General features: G+C 51.9%; 19 protein-coding genes. 10 read left to right on the forward strand and 9 right to left on the reverse strand.

Annotated elements, in window-relative coordinates; genetic code table 11:
• Window positions 1-156 precede the first annotated feature (156 nt).
• A complete protein-coding gene (locus tag BM123_RS13100) occupies window positions 157-657 on the forward strand; it encodes a dihydrofolate reductase (protein WP_090169218.1) in 501 nt (166 codons plus the stop codon).
• A 161-nt stretch (window positions 658-818) separates the two neighbouring features.
• Complete coding sequence (locus tag BM123_RS13105; protein ID WP_090169220.1) at window positions 819-1316, forward strand: RNA polymerase sigma factor; 498 nt, start codon at window positions 819-821, stop codon at window positions 1314-1316.
• A gap of 96 nt (window positions 1317-1412) precedes the next feature.
• Here BM123_RS13105 and BM123_RS13110 read toward each other — a convergent pair whose 3' ends face one another.
• A complete protein-coding gene (locus BM123_RS13110; RefSeq protein WP_090169222.1) occupies window positions 1413-1796 on the reverse strand; it encodes a four helix bundle protein in 384 nt (127 codons plus the stop codon).
• A gap of 285 nt (window positions 1797-2081) precedes the next feature.
• Between BM123_RS13110 and BM123_RS13115 the strand changes: the two genes are divergently transcribed.
• Window positions 2082-3278: a M20 metallopeptidase family protein gene (locus BM123_RS13115; protein WP_090169223.1), complete on the forward strand. Its 1197-nt coding sequence runs from the start codon at window positions 2082-2084 to the stop codon at window positions 3276-3278.
• A gap of 150 nt (window positions 3279-3428) precedes the next feature.
• Window positions 3429-4205 carry a 16S rRNA (adenine(1518)-N(6)/adenine(1519)-N(6))-dimethyltransferase RsmA gene (gene rsmA, locus BM123_RS13120; RefSeq protein WP_090169225.1) on the forward strand — a complete coding sequence of 259 codons (777 nt, stop codon included), beginning with the start codon at window positions 3429-3431 and terminating at the stop codon, window positions 4203-4205.
• Here the strand turns inward: rsmA and BM123_RS13125 are convergent, their stop codons facing one another.
• Window positions 4206-4805, reverse strand: a complete 600-nt coding sequence (locus BM123_RS13125; RefSeq protein WP_090169226.1) for an FKBP-type peptidyl-prolyl cis-trans isomerase — start codon at window positions 4803-4805, stop codon at window positions 4206-4208.
• Between the two features lie 557 nt (window positions 4806-5362).
• Complete coding sequence (locus BM123_RS13135) at window positions 5363-6154, reverse strand: hypothetical protein (protein ID WP_090169230.1); 792 nt, start codon at window positions 6152-6154, stop codon at window positions 5363-5365.
• 16 nt (window positions 6155-6170) lie between these two features.
• Between BM123_RS13135 and BM123_RS13140 the strand changes: the two genes are divergently transcribed.
• The 3 genes from BM123_RS13140 to BM123_RS13150 all read left to right on the forward strand — a co-directional run bounded on the left by BM123_RS13140 (window position 6171) and on the right by BM123_RS13150 (window position 12310).
• Window positions 6171-6815 (forward strand): toxin-antitoxin system YwqK family antitoxin, encoded by a 645-nt coding sequence (locus BM123_RS13140; RefSeq protein WP_090169233.1) that lies wholly within the window; start codon window positions 6171-6173, stop codon window positions 6813-6815.
• A 94-nt stretch (window positions 6816-6909) separates the two neighbouring features.
• Window positions 6910-7962, forward strand: a complete 1053-nt coding sequence (porQ, locus tag BM123_RS13145) for a type IX secretion system protein PorQ (protein ID WP_090169235.1) — start codon at window positions 6910-6912, stop codon at window positions 7960-7962.
• A gap of 121 nt (window positions 7963-8083) precedes the next feature.
• The gene (locus BM123_RS13150; RefSeq protein ID WP_090169237.1) at window positions 8084-12310 is read left to right on the forward strand and encodes a DUF7619 domain-containing protein; all 4227 of its coding nucleotides are present in this window, start codon (window positions 8084-8086) and stop codon (window positions 12308-12310) included.
• 353 nt (window positions 12311-12663) lie between these two features.
• Here the strand turns inward: BM123_RS13150 and BM123_RS13155 are convergent, their stop codons facing one another.
• The 4 genes from BM123_RS13155 to BM123_RS13170 form a co-directional block, all read right to left on the reverse strand.
• Complete coding sequence (locus tag BM123_RS13155) at window positions 12664-13086, reverse strand: hypothetical protein (RefSeq protein WP_139211882.1); 423 nt, start codon at window positions 13084-13086, stop codon at window positions 12664-12666.
• Between the two features lie 97 nt (window positions 13087-13183).
• A complete protein-coding gene (locus BM123_RS13160) occupies window positions 13184-13384 on the reverse strand; it encodes a hypothetical protein (RefSeq protein WP_090169241.1) in 201 nt (66 codons plus the stop codon).
• A 2-nt stretch (window positions 13385-13386) separates the two neighbouring features.
• The gene (locus tag BM123_RS13165) at window positions 13387-13884 is read right to left on the reverse strand and encodes a DUF6932 family protein (protein WP_090169243.1); all 498 of its coding nucleotides are present in this window, start codon (window positions 13882-13884) and stop codon (window positions 13387-13389) included.
• Between the two features lie 126 nt (window positions 13885-14010).
• On the reverse strand, window positions 14011-16980 hold the full coding sequence (locus tag BM123_RS13170; protein WP_090169245.1) for an FAD-binding and (Fe-S)-binding domain-containing protein: 2970 nt from the start codon (window positions 16978-16980) through the stop codon (window positions 14011-14013).
• A 112-nt stretch (window positions 16981-17092) separates the two neighbouring features.
• Here BM123_RS13170 and BM123_RS13175 point away from each other — a divergent pair, with 112 nt between their 5' ends.
• The 3 genes from BM123_RS13175 to BM123_RS13185 all read left to right on the forward strand — a co-directional run bounded on the left by BM123_RS13175 (window position 17093) and on the right by BM123_RS13185 (window position 19497).
• Window positions 17093-17674, forward strand: a complete 582-nt coding sequence (locus tag BM123_RS13175) for a hypothetical protein (protein ID WP_090169247.1) — start codon at window positions 17093-17095, stop codon at window positions 17672-17674.
• A 4-nt stretch (window positions 17675-17678) separates the two neighbouring features.
• Window positions 17679-18251: a DUF3109 family protein gene (locus BM123_RS13180; protein ID WP_090169249.1), complete on the forward strand. Its 573-nt coding sequence runs from the start codon at window positions 17679-17681 to the stop codon at window positions 18249-18251.
• A gap of 325 nt (window positions 18252-18576) precedes the next feature.
• Window positions 18577-19497, forward strand: coding sequence for a bile acid:sodium symporter family protein (locus BM123_RS13185; RefSeq protein WP_090169252.1), 921 nt, complete (start codon window positions 18577-18579; stop codon window positions 19495-19497).
• A gap of 194 nt (window positions 19498-19691) precedes the next feature.
• On the opposite strand, the gene BM123_RS13190 is transcribed toward BM123_RS13185, so the two are convergent.
• Both BM123_RS13190 and BM123_RS13200 read right to left on the reverse strand, forming a co-directional pair.
• Window positions 19692-22454: a gliding motility-associated C-terminal domain-containing protein gene (locus BM123_RS13190; RefSeq protein WP_090169255.1), complete on the reverse strand. Its 2763-nt coding sequence runs from the start codon at window positions 22452-22454 to the stop codon at window positions 19692-19694.
• A gap of 397 nt (window positions 22455-22851) precedes the next feature.
• Window positions 22852-23169 carry an SCP2 sterol-binding domain-containing protein gene (locus BM123_RS13200; RefSeq protein ID WP_245748552.1) on the reverse strand — a complete coding sequence of 106 codons (318 nt, stop codon included), beginning with the start codon at window positions 23167-23169 and terminating at the stop codon, window positions 22852-22854.
• Window positions 23170-23432: the final 263 nt, after the last annotated feature.

Below are 23432 nucleotides of genomic sequence, written 5' to 3' on the forward strand. Positions count from 1 at the left end.
TGAGCATGATTTGGAAGTTTGGTCGCTAACAAGTTAGCAACTCTGCTTCACTGCCATTTTGAGTAATACTTCACCCTTACATTTGATACACCGCCGAAAAATCAGCTAATTTTTAAGGGAGACGTCAAATCCATCGCCTCCCCTATCTTCGCCCCCATGAAACTAAGCGCCATCGTAGCCACCGACCGCAAGGGGACCATCGGCAAAGACGGGGACATCCCCTGGTACCTGCCCGCTGACCTGAAATTTTTCAAGCGTACTACGCTGGGCCATCCCGTCATTATGGGTCGTAAGACCTTCCGGAGTATCGGCCGGCCGCTACCGAAGCGAACGAACATTGTGCTGACGCGCGATGCCTTTTTTACGGCTTCGGGCGTCATTGTATGCCACAGCCTGCGCGAAGCGCTGGCGCAGGAGGCGGTTACTTTGGCCGAGGAAGCCTTCATCATTGGCGGAGGGGAATTGTATAAGCAGAGCCTCGATCTGGTGTCGACCGTATTCCTTACGATCGTAGACGCGGAGATTGAAGGTGGAGACGCTTTCTTCCCCAAACTGGACCCCGCTGAATGGGAAGAAGTCTGGAGTGAAGCCCACCGCCCCGATGAGAAAAACGAGCTGGCGTACCGCTTTTCCCGTTGGGAAAGACGAGCGGTCTGACCGCCATTGCTCTGCTAACTTCGTCATGGGAGCGTCATATGGCTTTCGCTCAATGACAGTTCATCGGTGAAAAACGACCGTTGGCCGAAAAGTGTTTGCACCTGCGTCCGCGCCTGCACTAGTCTTGTGGAATTATTTCTTTCCTACCGAAATTTAAAATCATGACGCCGCAGGAAATTCAGCAAATCAGCAACCGGTTCTATCCCGAATTCAGGCCCTACGCCCTTACCCTTACCCGGGATGAAGATAAAGCGGCTGATCTGTTGCAGGAAGCGATCTACCTGGTGATCAAAAACCACGAGCGCTTTACGAACGGTACTAACCTGCAGGCGTGGGTGAAAACCATTATTCGCAACGTATTTATTACGGGGTACCGAAAAAAGAAGCGTCGTCGGGAAATTACGGAAGAGCAGCCGCCGGCCAGCAATTGGTCTAACCAAACGACGGAGCTCAACCCCGCTGAAAGTGATCTGGGCGCGGAAGAAATTATGTCTCGCATCGAAGAACTCCCCGAAATATATCGCCGGTCTTTCCTGCTACATTTTAACGGGATGAAGTATAAGGACATCGCCACCATCACGAACGTCCCCATCGGCACGGCCAAGAGCCGCGTCTGGACGGCGCGTAATATGCTGCGGGAGAAGGTGAAGCGGGATTGAGAGGGTATAGGAAAGTTTTACCCTTGGGCTGAGTTTGTTTGCTACGGAGTAATTTTCAGCATTCAGCATTCAGCATTCAGCATTCAGGCGGGAGGGCTAATTGGCGAAGCTTCCTCTGAATTTGTCAGGGTTGCGAAGCATGAAGGAAAGGAGTTTTTCGACCTCCAGTGTTTCGTTGTAATGAGTAGTAAACTCCTCATTGTTGATGTACTTACAGATTCTTGCGTGCCGCAGCCAGCCCATTGTTTCGTAGTTTTCACCTTGAGCATCGGTTATTTTGGAGGTGAAGTGCTTCGGATACCGTCTCTTGGCATAAGACTCGGCAAGATTGGCCGTCACGGAACGTGAAGATCTCCGGATTTGATCTGTCATGCTATACTTCTCTTCTGGAGGGAATTGCCGGGATAGTTCAAAAATTCGCTGTGCGAGTTTCTCTCCCTTTATAAAAGCTATCCAGCGGAAAAAATGTGGAGGTTTCATCTCTTTTTTGTTTCTGCAATGATTAGGCGGCCAACCTCTTTTATTCGTATTTTAAACGAATACTTACGTTTATAAACGTTTAAATACGGATAAATCGAATTGATTTTAGCGTAAAATTTGGTTGTTTAACCCCTACTATTTTTCTTCCGCTGTCCGCTGTCCGCTGTCCGCTGTCCGCTGTCCGCTGTCCGCTGTCCGCTGTCCGCTGTCCGCTGTCCGCTGTCCGCTGTCCGCTGTCCGCTGAAACCTTCACTACCTTTGCCCCCTAATCCAACCCCCATCCCTTTGCCCACCCCCGACCTCCGTCAACGCATTACCGACCTGGCTCAAGAGCTTCACCCCGCAGCCGTTTCCAACCGTCGCTATCTCCACCAGCATCCCGAGTTGAGCTTCGAGGAGCGGGAGACGCAGGCTTACATCGCCGGTCAGTTGGACGAGCTGAAAATTCCCTACCGAAAAATTGCCGATACGGGCCTGTTGGCCGAAATCAGTGGTGGAAAGGGCGCTGGTCCGGTGATTGCCCTCCGGGCAGATATTGATGCCCTGCCCATTTTGGAGGCAAATACTACCGACTATACATCGCAGAACAAAGGTGTCATGCATGCTTGCGGGCACGACGTTCATACGGCCAGTTTGCTGTCAACGGCGGGGATTTTAGCCTCGGTCAAAGACCATTTTTCGGGCAGCGTTCGCCTGTTGTTTCAGCCCGGGGAGGAGAAGCTTCCCGGTGGTGCTACCCTGATGATCAAGGATGGTGCACTGGAAAAACCGGCGCCGGCGGGGATTTTTGGTCAGCACGTCCATCCGCCGCTGGCGGCGGGGAAAGTAGGCTTCCGGCCGGGCATCTACATGGCCAGCACGGATGAGCTTTACCTCACCGTTACGGGCCGGGGTGGCCACGGCGCGATGCCGCACAATGCCGTTGATCCTATCGTCATTACGGCACAGATCATCACGGCTATCCAGCAGCTCATCAGCCGGAACACGGACCCGACATTGCCGGCGGTCATCACCTTCGGTCGCATCGAAAGTGATGGCGGGGCAACGAACGTAATCCCCAATGCCGTCCGCTTGCAGGGCACGCTCCGTACTCTCGACGAAGCCTGGCGCAAAGAGCTGCACCTTCGGATGGACAAGCTGGTGACCGGCATCGCCGCCGCCATGGGCGGGCAGGCTGAGCTCACCATCGCCCACGGCTATCCTTTCCTCAAGAACGACGAAAAGCTCACCCATTGGGCCATGCAGGAAGCCCGGCACTTCCTGGGCGAAGAGCAGGTGGTGGAGCTTCCCATCCGGATGACGGGCGAAGACTTCGCTTTCTACACTCATCACCTGCCCGCCTGTTTCTATCGCCTCGGCGTTGGCCGCCCGGGAGAAGCCGAACGCCCCGTGCACACCGATACTTTCGACGTCGACGAAGCCTGCCTGCAAACGGGGGGAGGGTTGATGGCCTGGTTGGCGGTGCGGAGTCTTGTAGTCTAGTAGGCTTGTGCTCTTGTAGGCTACCGCATTTTGTAGGCGGCAATGTGCGGCAGCTGTGAATTTATGTAGTTTATGCCGCCTGTCTCGCTTCCGACGTGCGGCAGCCTACCAGACTACCCAACTACCAGACTACCTCCCTACCTTTGCCCTATGCGCGCTAAAAAATCCTACGGCCAACACTTTCTCACTAATGAGCATTATGCTCGGCAGATTGCTCACTCCCTGCAGTTAACGGATATGTACGATGACGTACTTGAAGTTGGCCCCGGCCAGGGGATGCTCACCAAGCACCTGCTGGAACGGAAAGACGATTTTACCCTGACGGTCAGCGAGGCCGATAAGGACATGGTCACCTACATTGAGACGCACTATCCGGAGCTCAGCGACCGGATCGTTGCCGGAGACTTTCTCAAGAGCAAACTGCGGGAACAGTTCGACGGAAGGCCCTTCGGCCTCATCGGAAACTACCCTTACAACATCAGTAGCCAGATCCTCTTCAAAATGCTGGACAACTACGACCTCATCCCCGAAATGAGCGGCATGTTCCAGAAGGAAGTCGCCGATCGGGTAATTGCCAGCAACGGCTCAAAAACCTATGGTGTGGTCGGTGTCCTCGTTCAGGCACGGTATACCGGGGAACTGGTGCTCAACGTCAGCCGGGGCAACTTTAACCCGCCACCCCGGGTGGAAAGTGCGGTGATTCGTCTCGTTCGCCGGGAGGTGCCCTTGGTGCCCGACGAGAAGTGGGGGCGGTTCAAGCACATCGTCAAGTCGGCCTTCGGGATGCGACGCAAGATGCTGCGTAATAGCCTGAAATCGGCTTTCTCTTCAGAAGTACTTGCTTCGGATGAGTTTTTCCAGCGGCGGCCCGAGCAGGTGAGCCTGGAAGATTTTGTGGCCTTGGCCTTACGGGACGAGGAGGCCTGATTATTCCTCAACGATCTCTACTTCATCGATCAGGAATTCCAGAACGCTATGAGCGGGCACTAAGGTGTCTCCACGGGGCCCCGTCAGCCCATCAGCACCGTAGGCCAGCTCGCTGGGGGTGAGAATCCGGATGGCGCCGCCTGGTTTCAGGCGTTGCAGGGCCAGGTTCCAGGCAGGGATTAACTGGCCAATGATAAAACGTAACTTTTTGCCGCGTTTGCGACTGTCGTCAAAGACTTTTCCATCCAGGAAAGTTCCCTGATAGTGGGCGTGGACAATGTCACCTTCAGCCAGCGGGCTGTAGTCTCCGGGCTCAAGGATTTCGTAGAAATATCCTTCCGGGGCGGCATAAACGTCATAATTCTGGTCAATAGCCCGGTTGATGATGGCGTTGCGTTGGCGGCCGGCGCGGTCGTCAGAAGGAGAAAGCTCCGTTATGAGCCGCTCTTCAATGGCCCCTCTGGTGGCTTCATCTTTTTCGGGCGCGGACGCAGGTGCAGGGGAAGAACCCGAACAGCAGGGGAGGGCGAAGACCAGTATGGTTGCCAGTAGGAAAGTAGTAAGACGAGGATGGAGCATAGTTGAAGGGATCTTCTTCATGACAAAAGTACTATCATTTCTCGTCAGATATCACCAGACTTCACCGTTCGGAGCCCTCTGCGTCCTCCCCTCCCACCGCGTCCTTCAACGTGAAACCTTGCTGTCGCGCAGCGACTTTACCATGTGGCCGGGAGAGTAAGATTTATTGGATTTAAGACAGGATTTATAGGATGTTCTATCCGCAACCTGCTTATCCCCCACCGTCGCACAGCGACCCTGTCCCGCCTCCAACGTGAGGTAGCCCTCTGCGTCCTCCCCTCCCTCCGCGTCCTTCTGCGTGAAACCTTGCCGTCGCGCAGCGACCCTGTCCCGCCTCCAACGTGAGGTAGCCCTCTGCGTCCTCCCCTCCCTCCGCGTCCTTCAGCGTGAAACCTTGCTGTCGCGCAGCGACCCTGTCCCGCCTCCAACGTGAGGTAGCCCTCTTGCGTCCTCCCCTCCCTCCGCGTCCTTCAGCGTGAAACCTTGCTGTCGCGCAGCGCCCCTGTCCCGCCTCCAACACGCGGTAGCCCAAAAAACCAAAAAACCAAAAGACCAAAAAACCAAAAGACCACCCCCTTTTACTCATACAGCTCATCCGCCTTAGCGTAAATCTTAACCAGGTCTTCCCGCTTACCGGGCTTCAGTTTATTGGCTTTCATGAACTTTAGCAAGTCTGATTTGAAGCCGAGGTCCTCCGCTACGTTCTTTGGGGTCAATTTTAGTGTCACGAAGTCACCATCTACCATCGCATAGTGTAAAGATTTGGCCGTAAACCGGCGTAGTTTTAGAGTCTTGCCTACGTCCTGAACGACCTTTTCTTCGTTCTTTACATCGTATACCATCGTGCCGGTGATGTAGTCTCCTTTATAGATGATTTCTGCGTAGCGGTCCCGGAATTTAGGATTGATCCCCCGCCCGTAGACGTGGCGATCCTCTTTGGAAACGACCATTTCCACCCGCAGGAAATTGTTGGGGTTCAGCTCCCGGAGTTGTCCGTCAGTATAAAACTCAAACTGGCTGGTGAATCCGTTATAGTTCAGGGAGTCAATGTAGTATTCGTTAAGGGTCACGTCGTAGAGGTAGCCGGGGCCAAAGGCTTTGTAACGGAAGGGCGTACCTCTTACTTCGGTGTATCTTTTAAGATCTACAGCCCTGCTGGTTTCCATTAAGTACCCTTTGGCATCCTCGTCTAAAAAAGCCGATGGAGCTTCAGCATCCGGACCATAGGGGCGCTGTTGATTTTCTTTCGCTGTTTTCTCCATCTGCCGGGCCATTTCCACCTCGGTATTTTGCCCCAGGAGCGCTCCGCAAACAGATACCAAAAAGATGAAAAATAGCGTTCTGGAAGTAATAGTATTAGGTTGTTTCATCTTGTAAATTTATGGTATGCGCCCCTCCCTGTTCTTATTAACGTTTTTTAGCCTCCTTTTGTATGCTTGCGGAGACGGTTTAGTTTTAAAGGAAGAAACCGATGATGAGGGATACCGGGTAGAATACCGGCAGGATCCTGAATCAGGACTGAAACAAGGAGCTGCCCGTGAATACGACCCTGAAGGAAAACTAACCACTGAAGAGTTTTACGTTGACGGAGAGCTGCACGGTAATCGCCTGCTGTATGCGCCTAACGGACAAATAGTAGTAGAAGAAAACTACGAGCACGGAAAATTCCAGGGTGAATACCTCAACTATGACCAGGAAGGGAATATGACCATCCGGGGGCAATACGTCAATGGCGTTATGGCCGACGAGTGGACGTCCTATTATCCAGACGGAAGCATTAGCGAAGTCGTTACTTTTGCGGATAACGCCGAAAACGGACCATTTAAAGAATGGTACGCTAACGGAAACCCTAAAGCCAGCGGCGCCTATCTCCGGGGCGATAACGAACATGGTACCCTCCACCTCTTCGCCGAAAACGGAGGGTTAGAGCGGGTAATGGAGTGTGATCAGGGCATTTGCAGTACCGTATGGACTACGGACAGTACGACCGCAGCTCCCCCCGCTCCGGACATGACGCAGCCGGAGTCGTAGTCGTATTCTGAATCTGCTTGTAGCATCTTCTCTCCCGACAAAAGCCACATTTCCGGTCTTCCTCTTATCTATCCTCCGTACCTTGCCCTTCACGATGCGGAACCTGCTTTTTATCTTCTTGTTGTCTTTCTCTTCGGTCACTTTTGCCCAGGTGGGTGGGATTTCCGTCTACGAATTTCTGAACCTTCCCAACTCTGCTACCGTTGCCGCCATGGGCGGGCATCACATCGCTCTGATGGATGATGATCTGAGCCTGGCAGCCAGGAACCCCAGCTTGCTTAACCCCTCCATGCACCAGCGTTTTGCGCTAAGTCATGCGTTTCATCCTGCGGGAATCAGCAATAGCTATTTGGGCTACGGGCACTATCAGGAGAAGCTGAAACTCACTTTTCAGGGCGGGCTGCAGTACACGAGCTATGGCAGCGATCTGGTTCGGCGGGATAATACCGGACAGGACCTTGGCACTTTCTCCGCCTCCGACTTTGCCCTCACCCTTGGCGCTGCGCGCCAATTTGACGGCCGGCTCTCCGTTGGCGCTAATTTAAAGGTCATCTCCTCTCAGCTGGCCGGCTTTGGCAGCTTCGGTATCGCGACGGACCTGGCAGTCCATTATCAAGACACTTCCGGCCTTTTTGGCATTACCCTCTTGGCTAAGAACGCCGGCATTCAAGCCAGCAAATACGACGCCGATGGCAGCCGGGAACCCTTACCCTTCGAACTGCAAATCGGGATCAACCGCGAGCTCCGCTATCTCCCTTTCCGCTTTTCCCTGATCTATCGCTACCTCGATCGTTGGAACATCCTCTTCGATGATCCGGACGCCGAAAACGAATCCATCTTCCTGGCCATTGGTGAGGAGGAAACCGGCCGGGGAGCCGGGGCGATCCTGCTGGATAATCTCGCCCGCCACCTCGTCTTCAACGGCGAGATTCTAATCGGTACGAACCGAAACTTCCGCCTCCGCTTCGGCTATAACCACGGCCTCCGCCGGGAGCTCCGCCTGACGGATTTCCGAACCGGTGCCGGCTATTCCTTTGGCTTCGCCTTCCGCACTAAGCGATTCTCCCTGGCTTACGGCCGCACAACCTATCACATCGGCGGCGGGATCAATCAGTTAGGGGTGGATTATGGGTTGGGGCGGCGGTAGCCGCGGCTTCAGTCGCTGGCTGGCAATCGCAGCGCAAGCAAACACATAGGGTTGGAATAAAAGAGTACATGGTAAGTTGCTATCTTTGGTTGCTATCTTTTTAGAATTCTAACCACCTAATATGAAAAATTCCCTGACCTTATTAGCATTTTTCCTGTTTGCTACCGCAATTGTCGCTCAGGAAATTCCCTACACTTTAGAGATAGTGGATTTCAATACCGAGCCAGCGCCTTCGAGGGGGCTAATTGATATAAAGTCAGACTCAATTGGAGCTTTTATCGTTGAAGAAATACCTCGTGGTGATTTCGTAATCTCTTTTTTTGATGGTAATTCATTAACTGAGCTCTACCGCCATGAAGAAGAGCCGCACCTTCATGGTGTAACGGATAACGGCTTGTTTTTCTCGCTGCCAATTCCCAACCAAACATGGAAGTACGACCTTTATTTTTTGAAGCCTGGCGGGCAGGTAAATCAAATAAGCAGAACACCAATTCATACGACTAAGTCTTATGTTTTCCAGAATCGCCTCTATCACTTTAGTCAGGTAGATGGCGTCCGCGTTTTTGGGAGTAATAATGTGTCAACTCTTTTATCCGATGAGTTCTCAACGACTTTTACCAGTGATCTGGTCTTTGAATTCGGGGATCAACTGGTATACGATTCAGGCTCCGGAGTATACATTACAAACGGTACACGCTTCGGCACGAAGGAGATATTTCCTGACTCCAGAGGGGACTTACTCACCTATAATAATTTGTTGTTCTACGGAAATCTGCCTTTCGATTTAGACGTGTATGATCCGGAGACAGGTCAAGTGACTGACCTGACCGAAAATTTGCCAAACCTGCCGGAAGGAATCAATGTGTTCAATTTTGCAGTTGCTTCTGATCAGGGAGTCCTTTTTGTTGGCCAATCTCCCACAACCGGCAGAGAGCTTTTTATTACTGATGGAACAAAAACAGGCACTTCTTTATTGATAGAAATGGTTCCGGGGCCAGAAGACGGGGTGAGTTATTTTGATTTTGTTGGTACAAGCGAGGGCATTGGTAATCAACTTGTCTTCGGGAGTATTTCGCAGGATAATACGCAACAGCTATGGATAACGAATGGTGCAACGGGCGGTGCTTTGCCACTGCTGAAGCTAACAGGTTTTGATCAAATCAACAGGACCTCAATTATCAGCAAAAGGCACCCAGATGGGGGCAATATCCTGTCGGTCCAGGAGAGATTTGGGACGTCGTCAAATCAGCAGTTATATCTGTACACAGACACGCTTGTCGAATTAACCGACGCGGGAAAATCAACCTTTGATGATGAAATATTAATGCTGAACAACCGAGTTTTGGTAGAAGAGTATGAGAATGGGTTTGATAACCCACCTTCACTAAAATCTTATGGAACGACTCCTGAAGACGTCTATACCATTGGCTATTTGCCAAATGATAATGAGATTGTTTTAGCAACTCCAGATGCTCTTTTCTTCAAGGGCAATGATGGGGAAGATGCTTTTGATCTCTTGTATACCAGAGGAGGAGTCAATGATTTCAACCTTTTTCGACGGGTTGGAAGGGGATTTGACTGGGACCTGGTGCAACCATTTACTATTGGGGATATTCTCTATTTCTACTTCTTTGACGAATTGTACGGAGAAGCTCTGTACAGCGCTCGCCCTGATGATTCTTCTCCGGAATTAATGGTTAACCTATACGACAATTCCGTAGGGCGATCTCCCAAAGGCATTTTCGCTATTGGTGGAAAACTGGTGGTTTGGTATGATGATTTGAGGGGAGAGGACCGGCTTTTATATGGCGGTACCTCGACCGATGTAACGACCGTCTCCGGAAGTGACATTATCGGGGAACCTGACCAGTCCATACTTACCGTTGATGACCGGCACTTCTTTCAGCGGGGAAGAGATGTATATGAGATAGACCTGTCGTCAGGGCAAATTCGGGAGGTTAACATTAATCTTCCGGGAGACTATTCTTCCTTCTTTTGGACAGCAATTAACCAGAGGCTCTACAGAATGACCAGAGAATACGACCTTGATCTGAATATGAACATTTATGCTCTGGTTGAATTTGATCTGCTAACGGAAACCTTAGCCGTCATTCAGGTCGATACGGTAGACGATGAGCCCTTTGAAAACCTGGAAATGGCTACCGATGGAGAGATGGTTTATTTTACTTATCGCACGTCTTCATACTCAGGGCCTGCCTACTATAACCCCTCCACCGGAATTATCACGAATCTGGAAGGAGTAGATACTAACGAGACATTGCGCTATCGGCGGATCGGAGATAATGTTGCCCTGGAAGTAGACAGCTACTTCAATACCGGACCATCTTATTGGCTGAGTCCCCGGGGCGTAGGCCAGGAACTTAACGTCGGGGTTGGGAGTGGGAAAACATATAATTACCCGGATCATTTCCTATTCCTGAAAAATGAAAGCGGTGATCTTTTTTCAGTAGATAAATCCACCGGAGAAGCAATACAGTTATCTGTTGCTGCTGCCTGGGTGACGGATATAGGCAATGAGGAGGCCATTTTCTTCTATGATAACTTTGTTACCAATGAATGGGAGTTATGGGAAACGGATGGTTCAGAGGCAGGAACCAAAATGATCCTTGAGCTTAATGATCTTCCCTTCAACGGACCAATAAACGTACAGCGGTGGGGAGATCTGGTGGCCATTATTCCTGATTACGGAGAACTACAACTTTATAACCCGGCGACCAGACAGTTGGAAACGGTCGACGTTGAGCTGCCCGGCCTTTCGGATGGCTTAGTGCCCATTGGTAACCGGCTCTACTTCGTCGCTAATCATCCGGTGTTTGGCACTGAGTTGCATTACCTGACCCTCTCCGGGAACAATTATATCTCCGGAGAGGTGTTTAAGGATGATAATGGTAATGGGTTTCGGGATGTTGGAGAAGGGGGGATTCCAAATGTCCGTGTTGAGGTCGCGGGAGGGAATATCACCGGTGTTTTTACGCGCCAGGATGGAACTTTTATCTTAGGAGCTGCTGAGGGAGAGAGCTATCAGTTCTCTCTGTCAAGCCAGCCATGCTCTGAGTTTTTCTCTACACCTTCTAACTACAGTTTTAATTACAATTCTGGCACGGAGTATCAAGCCGTTTTCGGTATCGTTCCTACTAATGATAATCCTGGATTAAGCGTTACGTTCAATTCCTCCACCATCCGCTGCGGCTTCGAGCACGACTTCTGGCTCACTATCCTCAACGACGGCTGCCAACCGCTGGCGGGGGAGGGGAGGGTTACTTTCCCGGAGGAGATGGAGTTTCTCGATTCCGACGCCGTGCCGCTGAGCCAGGAGGAGAATACCCTCACCTTTGCCTTTGATACCCTGCAGCCGAATGCCTCCCAGCGTTTCCGGATTCGCTTCCGGATGCCAGACGAGAATTTTGCCGGGCTGCCGGTGGAGCTGGGCGCAGTCGCAGGTGCCATGACGGTTGATGGAGCAATGGTGGAGGCGGATACCTTCGCCTATTCCCAAATCCTCCGCTGCGCCATCGACCCCAACGACAAGCAGGTAAGCCCCAGCAGACCCGAACCCTCCGGCAGCAACTACACCCAGCTTGACGAAACACTCCGCTACACTATCCGCTTCCAGAACACAGGCAATGACACAGCCTTCACCGTCCGCATTCAGGATAAGATATCGGAATCCCTCAATCTGGAAACCCTAAAGCCACTAGCTGCCAGCCATCCCTATAGCGTCTCGGTGCGCAACGATCGGACCGTCTTCTTCCTCTTCGAAGACATTCTCCTGCCCGACAGCACCACTAACCTCCCCGGCAGCCAGGGCTTCGTCACCTTCGAGATCCAGCCCTTCTCCGACCTCGACGACTTCTCCACCATCGATAACACCGCCGGCATCTACTTCGACTTCAATCAGCCCGTCATCACCAACACCGTCACCTCCACCCTCGTCGAGTTCCTCGACGAAGACCAGGATGGCTTCCTCTTCTACGAAGACTGCAACGACCAAAACTTCGACATCAACCCCGCTGCCGAAGAAATCCCCGGAAACGGCATTGACGAAAACTGTGACGATTCGGACTTTCCCGTCAGTACTTACACTGCTTTAACGGGCAATCTGCAAGCATTTCCTAACCCCACAACGGGGGAATTGAGATTGTCTTACTCTGGTGGCACGTTACTCAATGGAACCCTTTTCAGCGCAACGGGAGCTAAATTACAGGCGTTCCGGTTTCGGCAAAATCACCAGCTGGACCTCAGCGCTCTTCCGGCGGGCCTGTATCTCTTGCAGCTAAAAGAACCCATTACGGGAGAAGGGGCAGTGATAAAGGTGATTAGGGAGTGAGGTTTACTACTCCTAACCTTGTTGTGCCAACTGACGGCTGAAGCCGTCGCTACTGTAGCAGCGGCTTCAGTAGCTGGATGGCAATCGCAGCGCGAAAAACATCTTGCTTGTTTAGGTCGAAGAAAGGATTCGCTACACTCAATCGAAACTAAATTTAGGGCGGTATACCGGATGTTAGGATACACCTTAGTCGTCAGACCAACTTTCATCCGACTTCGTCAGGCTGAAAGAATTGGTCGGACGACCACTAATGCTTTATCCGAAGAGCTTTTCACCGACTTAAACAGGTGGAAGCAACTCAACAGTGAATAAGCTTGTCTTCCTTACATCTGTTGCATTGTCAAATTTAGAGCCTATAACTGGTTAGAAAACCCGTATTTGATCAATAGATCATTGATGAAAAGCTGGAAGCTCTCACTCATTCCGCTACCGGCATAGTATAAGCGATCTCCCTCTCCTTGTGGATGTTGCTTTTGCGCAGGCAGTAGGTATCCTGCCTCAACTCGATTACAGTCAAGACAGACCTCAATGGTCTGTACGTTACATCCTTTTTCGTAAAAGACTATGGCGAAATGAGGGTCAAAGCAATAGACAACTGCTTGCCCAAAAGACGATTTTTCAGTTAATGCAGCAAGCAAGGCTTTTACATCTTCCGCTTCGGGCTCAACGGATTTAGTGACCAACTCAGAAAGGTTACCTGCTCGATCAAAGAGCCGCCTTGGCTCTCCGTGGAATCCGTCGTTGTAATCGTAGAAAACTACCTGGTCGAAAGCCATGTCAGTAAGTTTCCCGGATGATTGGGCGAAAACGAACGGGATAGAACATAACGAAAGTAGCAGTAGGATAAATCTCATTAGCCTTGTTTCAATCGTACTATGCTGCAACATCTTTCAGCTGAACATCAAATTCGCCAAGATACGTTTTCAATTCCTCCATGAAATTCCTCCTTCTAAACTCATATTGACTCTTCATGAATTCGTCATCAGTATGAATTGAAATCATCCTGTTGACGGAGTCAATCTGTTCTAGAACATCAGCAACTCTAATCGCTTTTTCAGAAACTAATCCTTCCATGATTAAAATTTTATCTTGACGAAGCCTTTACCATATCGCCGTTTTTTTTGGTCCGGCTTTGTTGTACTGAACCAGTGTCTCCAATAAATTTTATCAGACTTTGTTCTGACAAAATGAGGATGACCTTTAGGGTATATCCTTACAACGTAACCGTCAACCCCATAGTTGCTCCTTCCCGCTGACTTAATGAATTTCTCAAGATCTCTTTCTAGTTTGTCCACCAAGTTGTAATCTATGAAACTTACTAGGTCTATGTCTTTGGGATTAACCTTCTGGCTGATAAAGCTGCCATCTATCCATTGTTCGTAGGATTGATTTTCAAGCAAATCTTTTAGATCTTCATTGTACCTGACATGTCCTTTAAAAAGCTCTTTCCTTGTTGAGTGGTTGTCAAAAGGGTCTACAAAGCCTTCTTTTATTGAGTTGATATCAGATTCGTTCTCGCCTTCAGGGACTAGATAGCCGCGAACATCAAAGCTGAATTTTACCTTCTCACTCAAGTGAAATTATTTGACACAGTTTTTAAATACCTATTCCAAATTTACGAAAATTAAAACGGTAATTTCAGTTTCAGAATAGTTGTGAGGAATGGCGGAGTGCCAAACTGAAAATCAAGATGGCCATCATCATCCCCAACTCCGCAACAAGCCCTCCGCCGTACTCACCGCCTTTACCCCCAACAAGTCCTTTACCTGATGCCGGCAGCTGGTGCCGGAGGCAACGACGACGGTCTCCGGGGGCAATTCGCGCAAGTGGCGTAGCAGCGATTGTTCCGCAATGGTTTTGCTTAGCTCGTAGTGTTCCGCTTCGTAGCCGAAGGAGCCGGCCATGCCGCAGCAGCCACTGTCCAGTAACCGAACGTTAAAATTAGTGGGCAGGGATAAGGCCGCCGCGCATTTGCCCGCGTCGCCGAGGGCCTTTTCGTGGCAGTGGACGTGGAGGACGAGGTCGACGGCTTCCGGCCCGAAATCTTCCGGCCCGAGCTGGCCGGCGGAGAACTCCCGGAAGAGGAATTCATCGAGGGTGTAGACGTTGCGGGCAAGTTCTTTGGCTTTAGCGGCCAGCTCTCCGCGCAGTAGTTTGGGGTATTCATCGCGGAAACCCAGGATGGCGCTGGGCTCGATGCCTACCAGTGGAGCCTCCTCGCTTACCAGCCCCGAAAAAAGGGCTACGTTGGCTTTCGCCCGCTGGCGTGCTGCGGGTAGCAGGCCCTTGCTGAGCTGAGCGCGACCGCTGGTCGCGTGCTCCGGCCATTGCACCCGGTAGCCGAGTCGCTCCAGCAGGGTGACGGTGGCCTGGCCGACGTGGACGTCCTGGAGGTTGGTGAATTCGTCGCCGAAGAGATAGACACCTCTTCCCAACCCCTCTCCGGAGGAGAGGGGATTAGTGGACCGCATGGCGTTCCTTGTTTGGTCATTGAACCATCCTCTCAGGCTTTTTTTAGGGAAAGCGGGTAAAGACCGTGCTGGCGCAATCCCCGCCACTTTTTTGAGGACGGGGCTAAAGAGCTTCAGCCCAAAATTAGCCAGCCTGGGTACTTTTCCCCCCAGGGTGTAAAGCGTTTCATTGGCCGCAATGAGGCGGGTGCGGAGGGAGGTCTTTCCTTTCTGGTGGAGGTATTCCGCCTTGAGGTTGGTCATGTCCACCGAGCTGGGGCATTCGCTGGTGCAGGCTTTGCAACTCAGGCAGAGGTCGAGGGCCTCCTGGAGGGCGGGGTGAGCGAAAGGATCATCGTGCTGATTACGGGTTAATACTTCGCGCAGGGTGTTGGCGCGGCCGCGGGTGCTGTGTTGTTCTGAACGCAGGGCCCGGTAGGAAGGGCACATAGCTCCTCCGGATAGCTTACGGCAGTCTCCGGAGCCATTACATTTTTCAATAGCAGGGAGCAGGCCGCCATCAGCGCTGAAATCGAGTAGGGTGGGGTAGTCCGGAGTAGCGACATCGGCTTCGTAGCGCAGGTCTTCGTTCATCGGCGGGGCCTCTACGATCTTGCCGGGGTTGAAGATGCCGGCGGGGTCCCAGGCCCGCTTGAGCTCCAGGAGGAGTTGGTATACCTCCGGGCCGAGCATCTCCGGCAGGAAGGGCGCGCGTACCCGCCCGTCGCCGTGCTCACCGCTCAGGCTGCCGCCGTATTTTTTGACCAGACGGGCTACGTCACGGGTGATGGCGTAAAAGTCTTGTCGTCCTTTCGTCGTCTTCAGGTTGAGCACGGGACGCAGGTGGATTTCCCCCGCGCCGGCGTGGGCGTAGTAAATGGCATTTTGCCCGTAGAACTTCATGAGTTCGGCGACATCGTCGATGTAGTCCGCCAGGTCCGGCAGCGCAACGGCCGTGTCTTCGATGCAGGCTACTGCTTTGGCATCGCCGACCATATTCCCCAGAATGCCCAGGCCGGCGGAGCGGAGGGCCCAGGCTTTGGCGACGTTCCTGGCCCCACTTACGTAGCCGGTAGTGATCAGGCTACCCTGAAGCTCCTGAACCGTGTCGAGGTCTTCTTCCATGACTTTGGCCAGGCGAAGCGCTTCGGCATCGGTGTTTGCTCTGAACTCGACGAGTAAAATGGCACGCGGGTCTCCCTGGACGAAGTTCGCGTTTTTCGCCTGATCGGGGTTCGTGCGGGCAAGGCGGAGGATGGTGTCATCCATCAGCTCACACATAAAGGGCTGATGCCGCATGGCGGCCTGGGTAGCGCGCATGGCACCGTTGATGCTGCTGAAGTGGACGGCAGCGACGGCAGTTCCTGCCGGCGGCAACGGCAGTATCCTGACCTTAAGCCGGGTGGTGAAGGCCAGAGTTCCCTCCGAGCCGGCCAGTAACGTACAGAGGTTAAAGGCAGGGCCACCGGGCGTGAAGGGAGCCTGCCGGGCCAGCAGATCGAGGGCGTAGCCCGTGTTGCGGCGGCTGACGGCGGCCTTCGGAAAGGCTTTGACGATCTGCTGTCGCCTGTTTGGATCCTTCAGCGTCGTTTCGAGAAATTGATAAACGGCCCGGAGGGTTTCACTTTGCTCAGTTACCTCACCCTGCACCTGCGTTTGCGCCCCCTGCTGAAGTGCCCCGAAATCATGCACACTTCCGTCAGCCAGTACCGCCCGGGCCTCCAGCACGTGCTCCCGGGTGGAGCCTACCGTAATGCTGGTGCTGCCACAGCTGTTATTTCCGAACATGCCGCCCAAAGTGCAGCGGTTGGCCGTGCTGGTGTTGGGCCCGAACCAGTAGCCTAAGGGCGCGAGGGCACCGTTGAGCTGATCCCGGATAACACCGGGCTCCACGATGGCGTAACCTTCGGCCGTATTTATCTCCAGAATCCGGGTCAGGTACCGGCTCACGTCGATCACTAAGCCACCGCCAATTGCCTGTCCCGCCAGGCTCGTACCTCCGGCTCTTGGCGTGATGGACAGCGCGTTCTCCCCCGCAAAACGAACGCAGGCCGCGATGTCCTCTTCGGAACGTGGAAAGACAACGCCCAATGGGCGTTGCCGATAGACGCTGGCGTCCGTGGCATACAGGATGCGATGGGCTTCGTCAAGGTGAAGTTCACCCTGAATGGACTCCGCTAAATTCTGCCAGGGAGGATTTTTGGAAATGGGACTGGACATGAACGGAAAATTAGCTAATTCAGCCTGAATCTTACTCTTTTGGCCCCGTGAACTCCTTATCTTTGCCACCCAGCTTATATTTAGTTGACACTGTGAACATTAAATCTTTGATTTGGGAAAGTATCTGTTCTGTCTGTTGCTCTTACTAACTACTTCCGGACTGTGGGGACAGGCCGAAACAGACTATACGCCGCTGGCGGAAAGACTGGCCGAATACGGCCGTCAAACCATGAGCTGGAACACGGAAGCTTTGTTGGATCTGACGGACCCTCAATTATTTGAGATTGTTGATCGGGAAATGATGGCCGAACAACTGGCGGGCCTTCGATCCGACCATAATATGGAGGTTTCTTTTTCTGATTTTACCGTTGATCATATCGGGCGTATCGTTAAGGATTATGACGATGCCTATGCACCCGTAAATATCCACCACCGGATTTCCTTTAAAATGCTAAGCCCTGAGTATAAAACGGAAGATTTTATCCTCAGAATGCAACGAATGCTGGAGAAGAACTATGGTTCGGTAACGGTTGATCCCAACACCTCCACCATTAAAGTTGTGGTGAAGAAATCAATGTTTGCCATACAGCGCGGTGCTTCGTCACTTTGGTATTTTGTGGAGTATCGTCCGGAAAATGCTGCGTTGATGGACCTGTTGGTTCCCCCCGTCGTTCGTGAACAGTTCAAGAAGTAATAGTATGTATCTGGTTGGATCTGTATTGGTTAGCGACGATGTGGTTGAGGAACAATTTGCCTGTGACCTAAACGCCTGTAAAGGGGCTTGCTGCTGGGAGGGTGATTTTGGCGCTCCGCTGGAAGCTGATGAGCTGGCCAGGCTGGAAGAGGTCTACCCTGAAGTTGCACCTCTGCTCTCAGCAGCCGGCCGGGCGGCCATTGCTGAACAAGGGCTGTACACCGAGAACGAAACGGCTGATGGTCATGATACCCCTTTGATCGATAATGCCGCCTGCGCTTATATGACTTATGATGAGCTCGGTACGGCACAATGTGGCATTGAACTGGCACATCGGGCGGGAAAGATTGACTGGAAGAAGCCCATTAGCTGTCATCTCTATCCGATTCGGGTTAAGGCAAACAAGCAGGCTGGCTTTGAAGCATTGAACTATGACCGCTGGGATATTTGTTCCGCCGCCTGTACAAAAGGAGCAAAGGAAAAAATCAGGGTGTTCGAGTTTGCCCGCCCGGCCCTGATTCGTAAATATGGTGAGGCCTGGTACGAAGAACTGGAAGCAGCGGTGATGGAATTATAGCGTTACACTCGTTATTTCAGCTTTTAAACGACGAAAAACAGGCGATTAACACACTATAAGAAAAAATGCGTGGTGGACCATATCTGGTAGGTACATGAAAAAAAGACCGGTCGCGCAAGCGCAGCCGGTCCAGAAATAAACACCTAAAACCCTATTAACATCTTTACAACGATGGAAGTACCAACGTTCAGTATCTTGAAACACCAAAGATGGTGTTTGTGTTGAACTTAGTATCGGATGGAAGTCACAAGACCCCTTAGACACAAAGTTATAGTTGCGAAAATAGCGGCTAATTCTGATACACCAAAGAAAAAAGACTTAAAATATGCTAGATGTGCTGATCGGTACGATTCTTGCCCTCGTAATGTTTAGCATTGGACTGAGTTTGCAAACGGTTAATTTTCGCCGATTGTTCAGCAATCCACGAGTACTTTTTCTCGGTTTAGCCCTGCAATTGCTTGTTTTACCGGCAATTGCGTTCGTAGTTTGTTTTTTGTTGGACTTGCCGTCAGACTTCGCCGTAGGGGTGATTGTGCTGGCCGCTTGCCCCGGAGGGCTCACCAGTAATTTTATCAGTTTTTTATTGCGGGCGAACACAACTTTAGCGGTAAGTCTGACGATCTGCAACACATTTTTGTCGATGATAACGATTCCCGTTATCGTAAACATGGGCCTTTATCAATTCTCAACGGGCGGAGAATTAGGCCAATTGCCGGTTTTGCCAACAGCGGGTAGCATATTCCTGATCGTTTTGGTTCCCGTTTTCATGGGCATGTTTTTCAGGGCCCGGTGGCAGGTGCAAGCTGCGTTTTTGCAGCCGAGATTGCGGTGGCTGAGCATTTTCCTTTTAGCGGCACTTTTTACCCTGAAACTTCTTGCGCCCACCAGCGCCGGAGGAAGTAACCTGACACTCCCTGAGCTCTATCAGATTTTACCGGCATCGCTGCTGGTAAACGCAGCCGCCCTGCTCTCCGGCTTTGCTTTTGGCCGTGCATTGGGTTTTGGCCGGAACGCCCAACTTACATTAGGGGTAGAGGCAGGGATTCAAAATACGAGCCTGGCTTTCCTGATCACCTCCGTGCTGCTACAAAACGAGCAGATGCTGAAGCCGAGCCTGGTCTACGCTATGTTTACCTTCTTTACGGCCTTGCTCTACGGGCTATGGCTGAAGCCTGGTATGTTGAAAGTGATCAGACAGGAATGGAAGAATATGACGTTTTTTCCGGATGGGGAGAAAGGGAAGTAGCAGGATAGATTAGTAGCCGTATTCTGCTATCAATGCGAATTAAAGGCTACTACTTCCCCTTCAGTGCTGCCCTCATTGAGCTTGCCGAACGTTGACCCTGGCTCCGTTTCACCAGGTCCGGTCCCTGAGCGAGTCGGAGTGCGCGCTGAAGGGCATTTCGGCCCTTGATTCGTGTTACCAGCCTCTCACTACAATTACTCCCCGGTAATCAGTTCGATGTAACCGCTGATGGGGTCTGGTGAAGCCGTAACCCCTTCCAGTCGTTGTTCAAAAATCTGACCGACGTAGTAGTAGGAGCCTGAAGGCAGGATGTCTCCGTTCAGATTAGTTCCGTCCCAATTGATGGCGGGGTCTTCGGTTTCAAATACGAGCTGGCCCCAACGGTTATAAACTTTGAATTCTACCCTTTCAATAAAGCAACGACTTCGGGGTATAAAGAGGTCGTTTTGGTTGTCAGCGTTGGGCGTGAAGACATTAGGCAGCTCGTAAATAGGACAGTTGGAAACACAGACGATGTTACTGGGGCTACTCTCATTGCCATTATTATCAAAAGCCGTCAGGGTATAACAACCGGTGATGCCATTTTCGGGGATGTGATCAAAGGTGAGTTGATCACTACCACTTACTTCGTCAACGAACTGTGGTGTGGCGGAGGAGTCTGTGCTGAAATAAATGCGGTATCCGGCAACATCCATATCTCCGCAAACTTCCATTGGGGATATCCAATTCAGGGTGTTGAAGAGGTTTTCCGTGACGGTGCAATCTACCCCACGGTCACACACACTGACGACGGTTAACTCAGGTGGGCAGGGGGGAACGTTATCCGTTGGAATAAGGCACAGCTCCTGACTCCGGTTGAGCAGGGGAGCGGGGATGTTGTCGATATTGTAAGTGCCGGAGGCAAGGATATAGTAGCAGTACTCGAGGCCGTTGGTGAGGCCTTCGTCCCGGTAAGCAGGATCAGTTACCGTGGCAAGGAACTCAAAGGTGCTTCCACCGGGGAGCTGACGGAAGACATCGTAGGTGGTATTCGTCCAGGGGACATTAGCGCTCCAGCTTAGCTCATTAGCCTCATCAGTAGGCGAACCGCTAAGACGAAGGCTGCTGGCTGGGCGTGCCTCCCCGACGGGCTCTGTCTCGTTTTCTACGAATAACTCAATGCGGTAGGAGTAAGGAAGAGCTTCCGTATTGATGTTCAGATCGGATAAACAGGTGTCAACGGCTGAACCAAAGAAAGGACGACTGAAGGAGGCTATCTCGCTGAACTGGGAAGGATCAACCGTTTGCCCTTCTGCACGACTTAATACGTAGCGGTAAGGGCCAGTATTGAGCAAGGTGTCCAGGGCGTCTGCGTTGGGTAATATCCAGCAGATGTCGATAGCCCCATCGGTTACTCCGGTAGCCGTAACGTCCACTTTAGTCAGCAAGGGTATATCCCTGGCCAGCTGAACACAGACCTCTTCGGAAGGGATTGATTCGATCTCTTCAAAGATCAGTCCCAGGTTGGCAATGGGGCGGCCAAGCAGAGCCACTACGCGGTAGCAATAAGTTTGCCCCCGTTCGATGTCATCGTCGATATAGACGAAGCGGCCGTCTTCCATTTCCATAGTCTCTGTTGGGGTCAGCTTCGTATATCCCCGGCCGGAGAGGCCGGTTTCACAAGTGTCAACTACGAACGGATTACTGCCTACTCTGCGCCAGACGGTGAAACCCAGGAACAGTGGATCAGCTTCATCTTCGCAGGCGTAGGGTTTATCCCAACTGATGGTGATAGACTCGTCATCGGCCAAAGTGGTAAGCCCGGTGGGGGGCGGAGCGACGACTTTAATGGAAACGGTCCTGAGGGTCGCCAGACCTCCTTCCCGACTGCCGACACCGCTGACCTGAAAGAAGTCATCTTCGGCCCGAAATACGACAAAATAGGGTTGGTTGCTGATGTGGGAGCAGTTGGTCTCCCACCGGAAGGTTCTGGTAAACGGATCGGTAACGTAGATATCCTGATTAGGGAGGAAGGTCGCACTATCCTGTGGGAAATCAAACGGTCGGCCACTGGCCTCCAGCCGGACCCGCTGGTCGGTATCGGTAAGGGGAGCCGTAGCCGTTACGTTGAATTCTACGGTCTCACCGGCAATGACACAGATTTCTTCAAAAGGGATGTCTAGTTCCGGAGGGTCGTTAGCACATTCTTCCACGAAAATTTGCATGTCTCTGACCACAGTGTCCAGCGGGATACCATTTCGGAATGACTTGATGAAAAAAGCCAGGTTGTATTCTCCGGAGATAGCCGGAGCATCCCAGGTAATCTGGCCGGTTTCAGGGTTGATGGTCAGGGAGCCGGTGCTGCCGCCGAATTGATTCGGTAGCACATAATTACGGATAGGAACCTGAGGTGCCCGCTGCGGAACGGTAAACTCGAAGGCGAGACTGTCGCCGTCCACATCGAATGCACCGGGGTTGTGTGTCCAGACGGATCCGATACAGGCATTCTCGATGGGGGTCTGCGTTAGCTCTGGTGTACTGTTACAGCCATTGAGCAGTGGGTTAGACAGGGTGTAGACGGTATAGACGCTGAAGGGGATGTTGACGGAAGATCCGCCATCAATGTTGAGGACCTGCGCTACCCGGTTCTGGTCCTGAAAGCTGATGAAATACCGCCCGAAACCGGAGTAGCGGTGGCACATCTCGTATTCGTTTCGCTTAATACCGTCGCCAAGGTTTACCTCCCGGGTTCTGGCAATGGTTTCCGTTGATCCGTCTCCCCAGGAGATAACGAGGCTGTCCCGGTCTACCTCCGTCTGGATGGTCTCCGTGTAAGTAATGATGGTAGCGCAAGCCCGTAACTGGTTGTTGATGTCACCACAATCACCTGCGGAGCGAACGATGATTTCGCCGGCCCGGTTGTGGGTGGCCAGGAGAGTAAGTGGAGCGGCGAGCAGGAAGAGTAAGAATAGGCGCATAAAAAGGCAGGTTTGCTTCGGAAACCCCCTCCCCAAGCCCTTCCCGCAGTAGTGTGGGAGAGGGACTTTGAAAAACGCCCTGCGTTTTTTTGTGAAAAGGTTGCCTCAGGAGCAGTAAAAGGTAGTACACTGTAGATGCACTTCGCTAACCTAACGCATAAAAAGCACTTTTGCTTTTGAAAAAAATGTCGGAGACCGGGCGGAAGCCCGGTTTTTTTGCAGAAACCCTGCTTTTAAACCCGCTTTTGGCACCTGCGTCCGCGCAAAAAAAGCGATCAGTGATTCGTCCTCAAAGCATCGCTGCCCGAAAACGGATCCCTGATCGCTTAAAGCGTGTCCACATTCAGGCACGCTTTTAAGGTTTTGTGGCATGATTGCTGAAGCAATCTTTGTGGCATTAGCCCAGGAGGCCCTGTAGCTTCATCGCGAGGCCCATGTCGCCCTTGATTTTAACCTTGCCGCCCATCATGGCCATCATGGGGTTGAGGTCCCCTTTGCGGAGGGCATCGAGGGTCTCGACGCTGGTCGTTACGATGGTGTCAGCCTCTTTTTCCTCGTTGGTGACCACTGCAGGCTCTTGCGTCATGTCGATGTGGATGAAACCTTCATCGAGGTTGAGCAGGAGGCTTTTGCCCAGATTAGGGGCTTTTTCGGCAGCTTTAACGACACCGGTGTTGAATTCTTCGAAAGTCATGTTGTTGGGAATTTTTGGCAAGGTAGCGAATTTTCGCTATTAGAGAAGGAGGGGCTGCTTCGCAGGGGGGATTTTTCACGTAGAGCACACAGAATGGAGGAGAAGGGCGGAGGCTGCTTCGCAGCGTTAGGGTAATAAGGTTTGTATGGATAGGATCCCATTGGTAATGTTGAGGAATTTTGATGCTGGCGCTGGCTTTACGGGGCATACTCAGAAACCCTATCCTTAAAAAATAATTATTGTCATTATTGAGTGCCGTTAAAAAGTGCTAAAGCTTTGGTGGA

The organism is Neolewinella agarilytica (assembly GCF_900110645.1).
Classification (GTDB): Bacteria; Bacteroidota; Bacteroidia; order Chitinophagales; family Saprospiraceae; genus Neolewinella; species Neolewinella agarilytica.

Excerpts from the sequence above, each read along its gene's own strand:
- BM123_RS13100 (WP_090169218.1), top strand. The coding sequence starts at position 157 with ATGAAACTAAGCGCCATCGTAGCCACCGACCGCAAGGGGACCATCGGC.
- BM123_RS13105 (WP_090169220.1), top strand. The coding sequence starts at position 819 with ATGACGCCGCAGGAAATTCAGCAAATCAGCAACCGGTTCTATCCCGAA.
- BM123_RS13110 (WP_090169222.1), bottom strand. The coding sequence starts at position 1,796 with ATGAAACCTCCACATTTTTTCCGCTGGATAGCTTTTATAAAGGGAGAG.
- rsmA (WP_090169225.1), top strand. The coding sequence starts at position 3,429 with ATGCGCGCTAAAAAATCCTACGGCCAACACTTTCTCACTAATGAGCAT.
- BM123_RS13125 (WP_090169226.1), bottom strand. The coding sequence starts at position 4,805 with ATGAAGAAGATCCCTTCAACTATGCTCCATCCTCGTCTTACTACTTTC.
- BM123_RS13135 (WP_090169230.1), bottom strand. The coding sequence starts at position 6,154 with ATGAAACAACCTAATACTATTACTTCCAGAACGCTATTTTTCATCTTT.
- BM123_RS13140 (WP_090169233.1), top strand. The coding sequence starts at position 6,171 with ATGCGCCCCTCCCTGTTCTTATTAACGTTTTTTAGCCTCCTTTTGTAT.
- porQ (WP_090169235.1), top strand. The coding sequence starts at position 6,910 with ATGCGGAACCTGCTTTTTATCTTCTTGTTGTCTTTCTCTTCGGTCACT.
- BM123_RS13150 (WP_090169237.1), top strand. The coding sequence starts at position 8,084 with ATGAAAAATTCCCTGACCTTATTAGCATTTTTCCTGTTTGCTACCGCA.
- BM123_RS13155 (WP_139211882.1), bottom strand. The coding sequence starts at position 13,086 with ATGGCTTTCGACCAGGTAGTTTTCTACGATTACAACGACGGATTCCAC.
- BM123_RS13160 (WP_090169241.1), bottom strand. The coding sequence starts at position 13,384 with ATGGAAGGATTAGTTTCTGAAAAAGCGATTAGAGTTGCTGATGTTCTA.
- BM123_RS13170 (WP_090169245.1), bottom strand. The coding sequence starts at position 16,980 with ATGTCCAGTCCCATTTCCAAAAATCCTCCCTGGCAGAATTTAGCGGAG.
- BM123_RS13180 (WP_090169249.1), top strand. The coding sequence starts at position 17,679 with ATGTATCTGGTTGGATCTGTATTGGTTAGCGACGATGTGGTTGAGGAA.
- BM123_RS13185 (WP_090169252.1), top strand. The coding sequence starts at position 18,577 with ATGCTAGATGTGCTGATCGGTACGATTCTTGCCCTCGTAATGTTTAGC.
- BM123_RS13190 (WP_090169255.1), bottom strand. The coding sequence starts at position 22,454 with ATGCGCCTATTCTTACTCTTCCTGCTCGCCGCTCCACTTACTCTCCTG.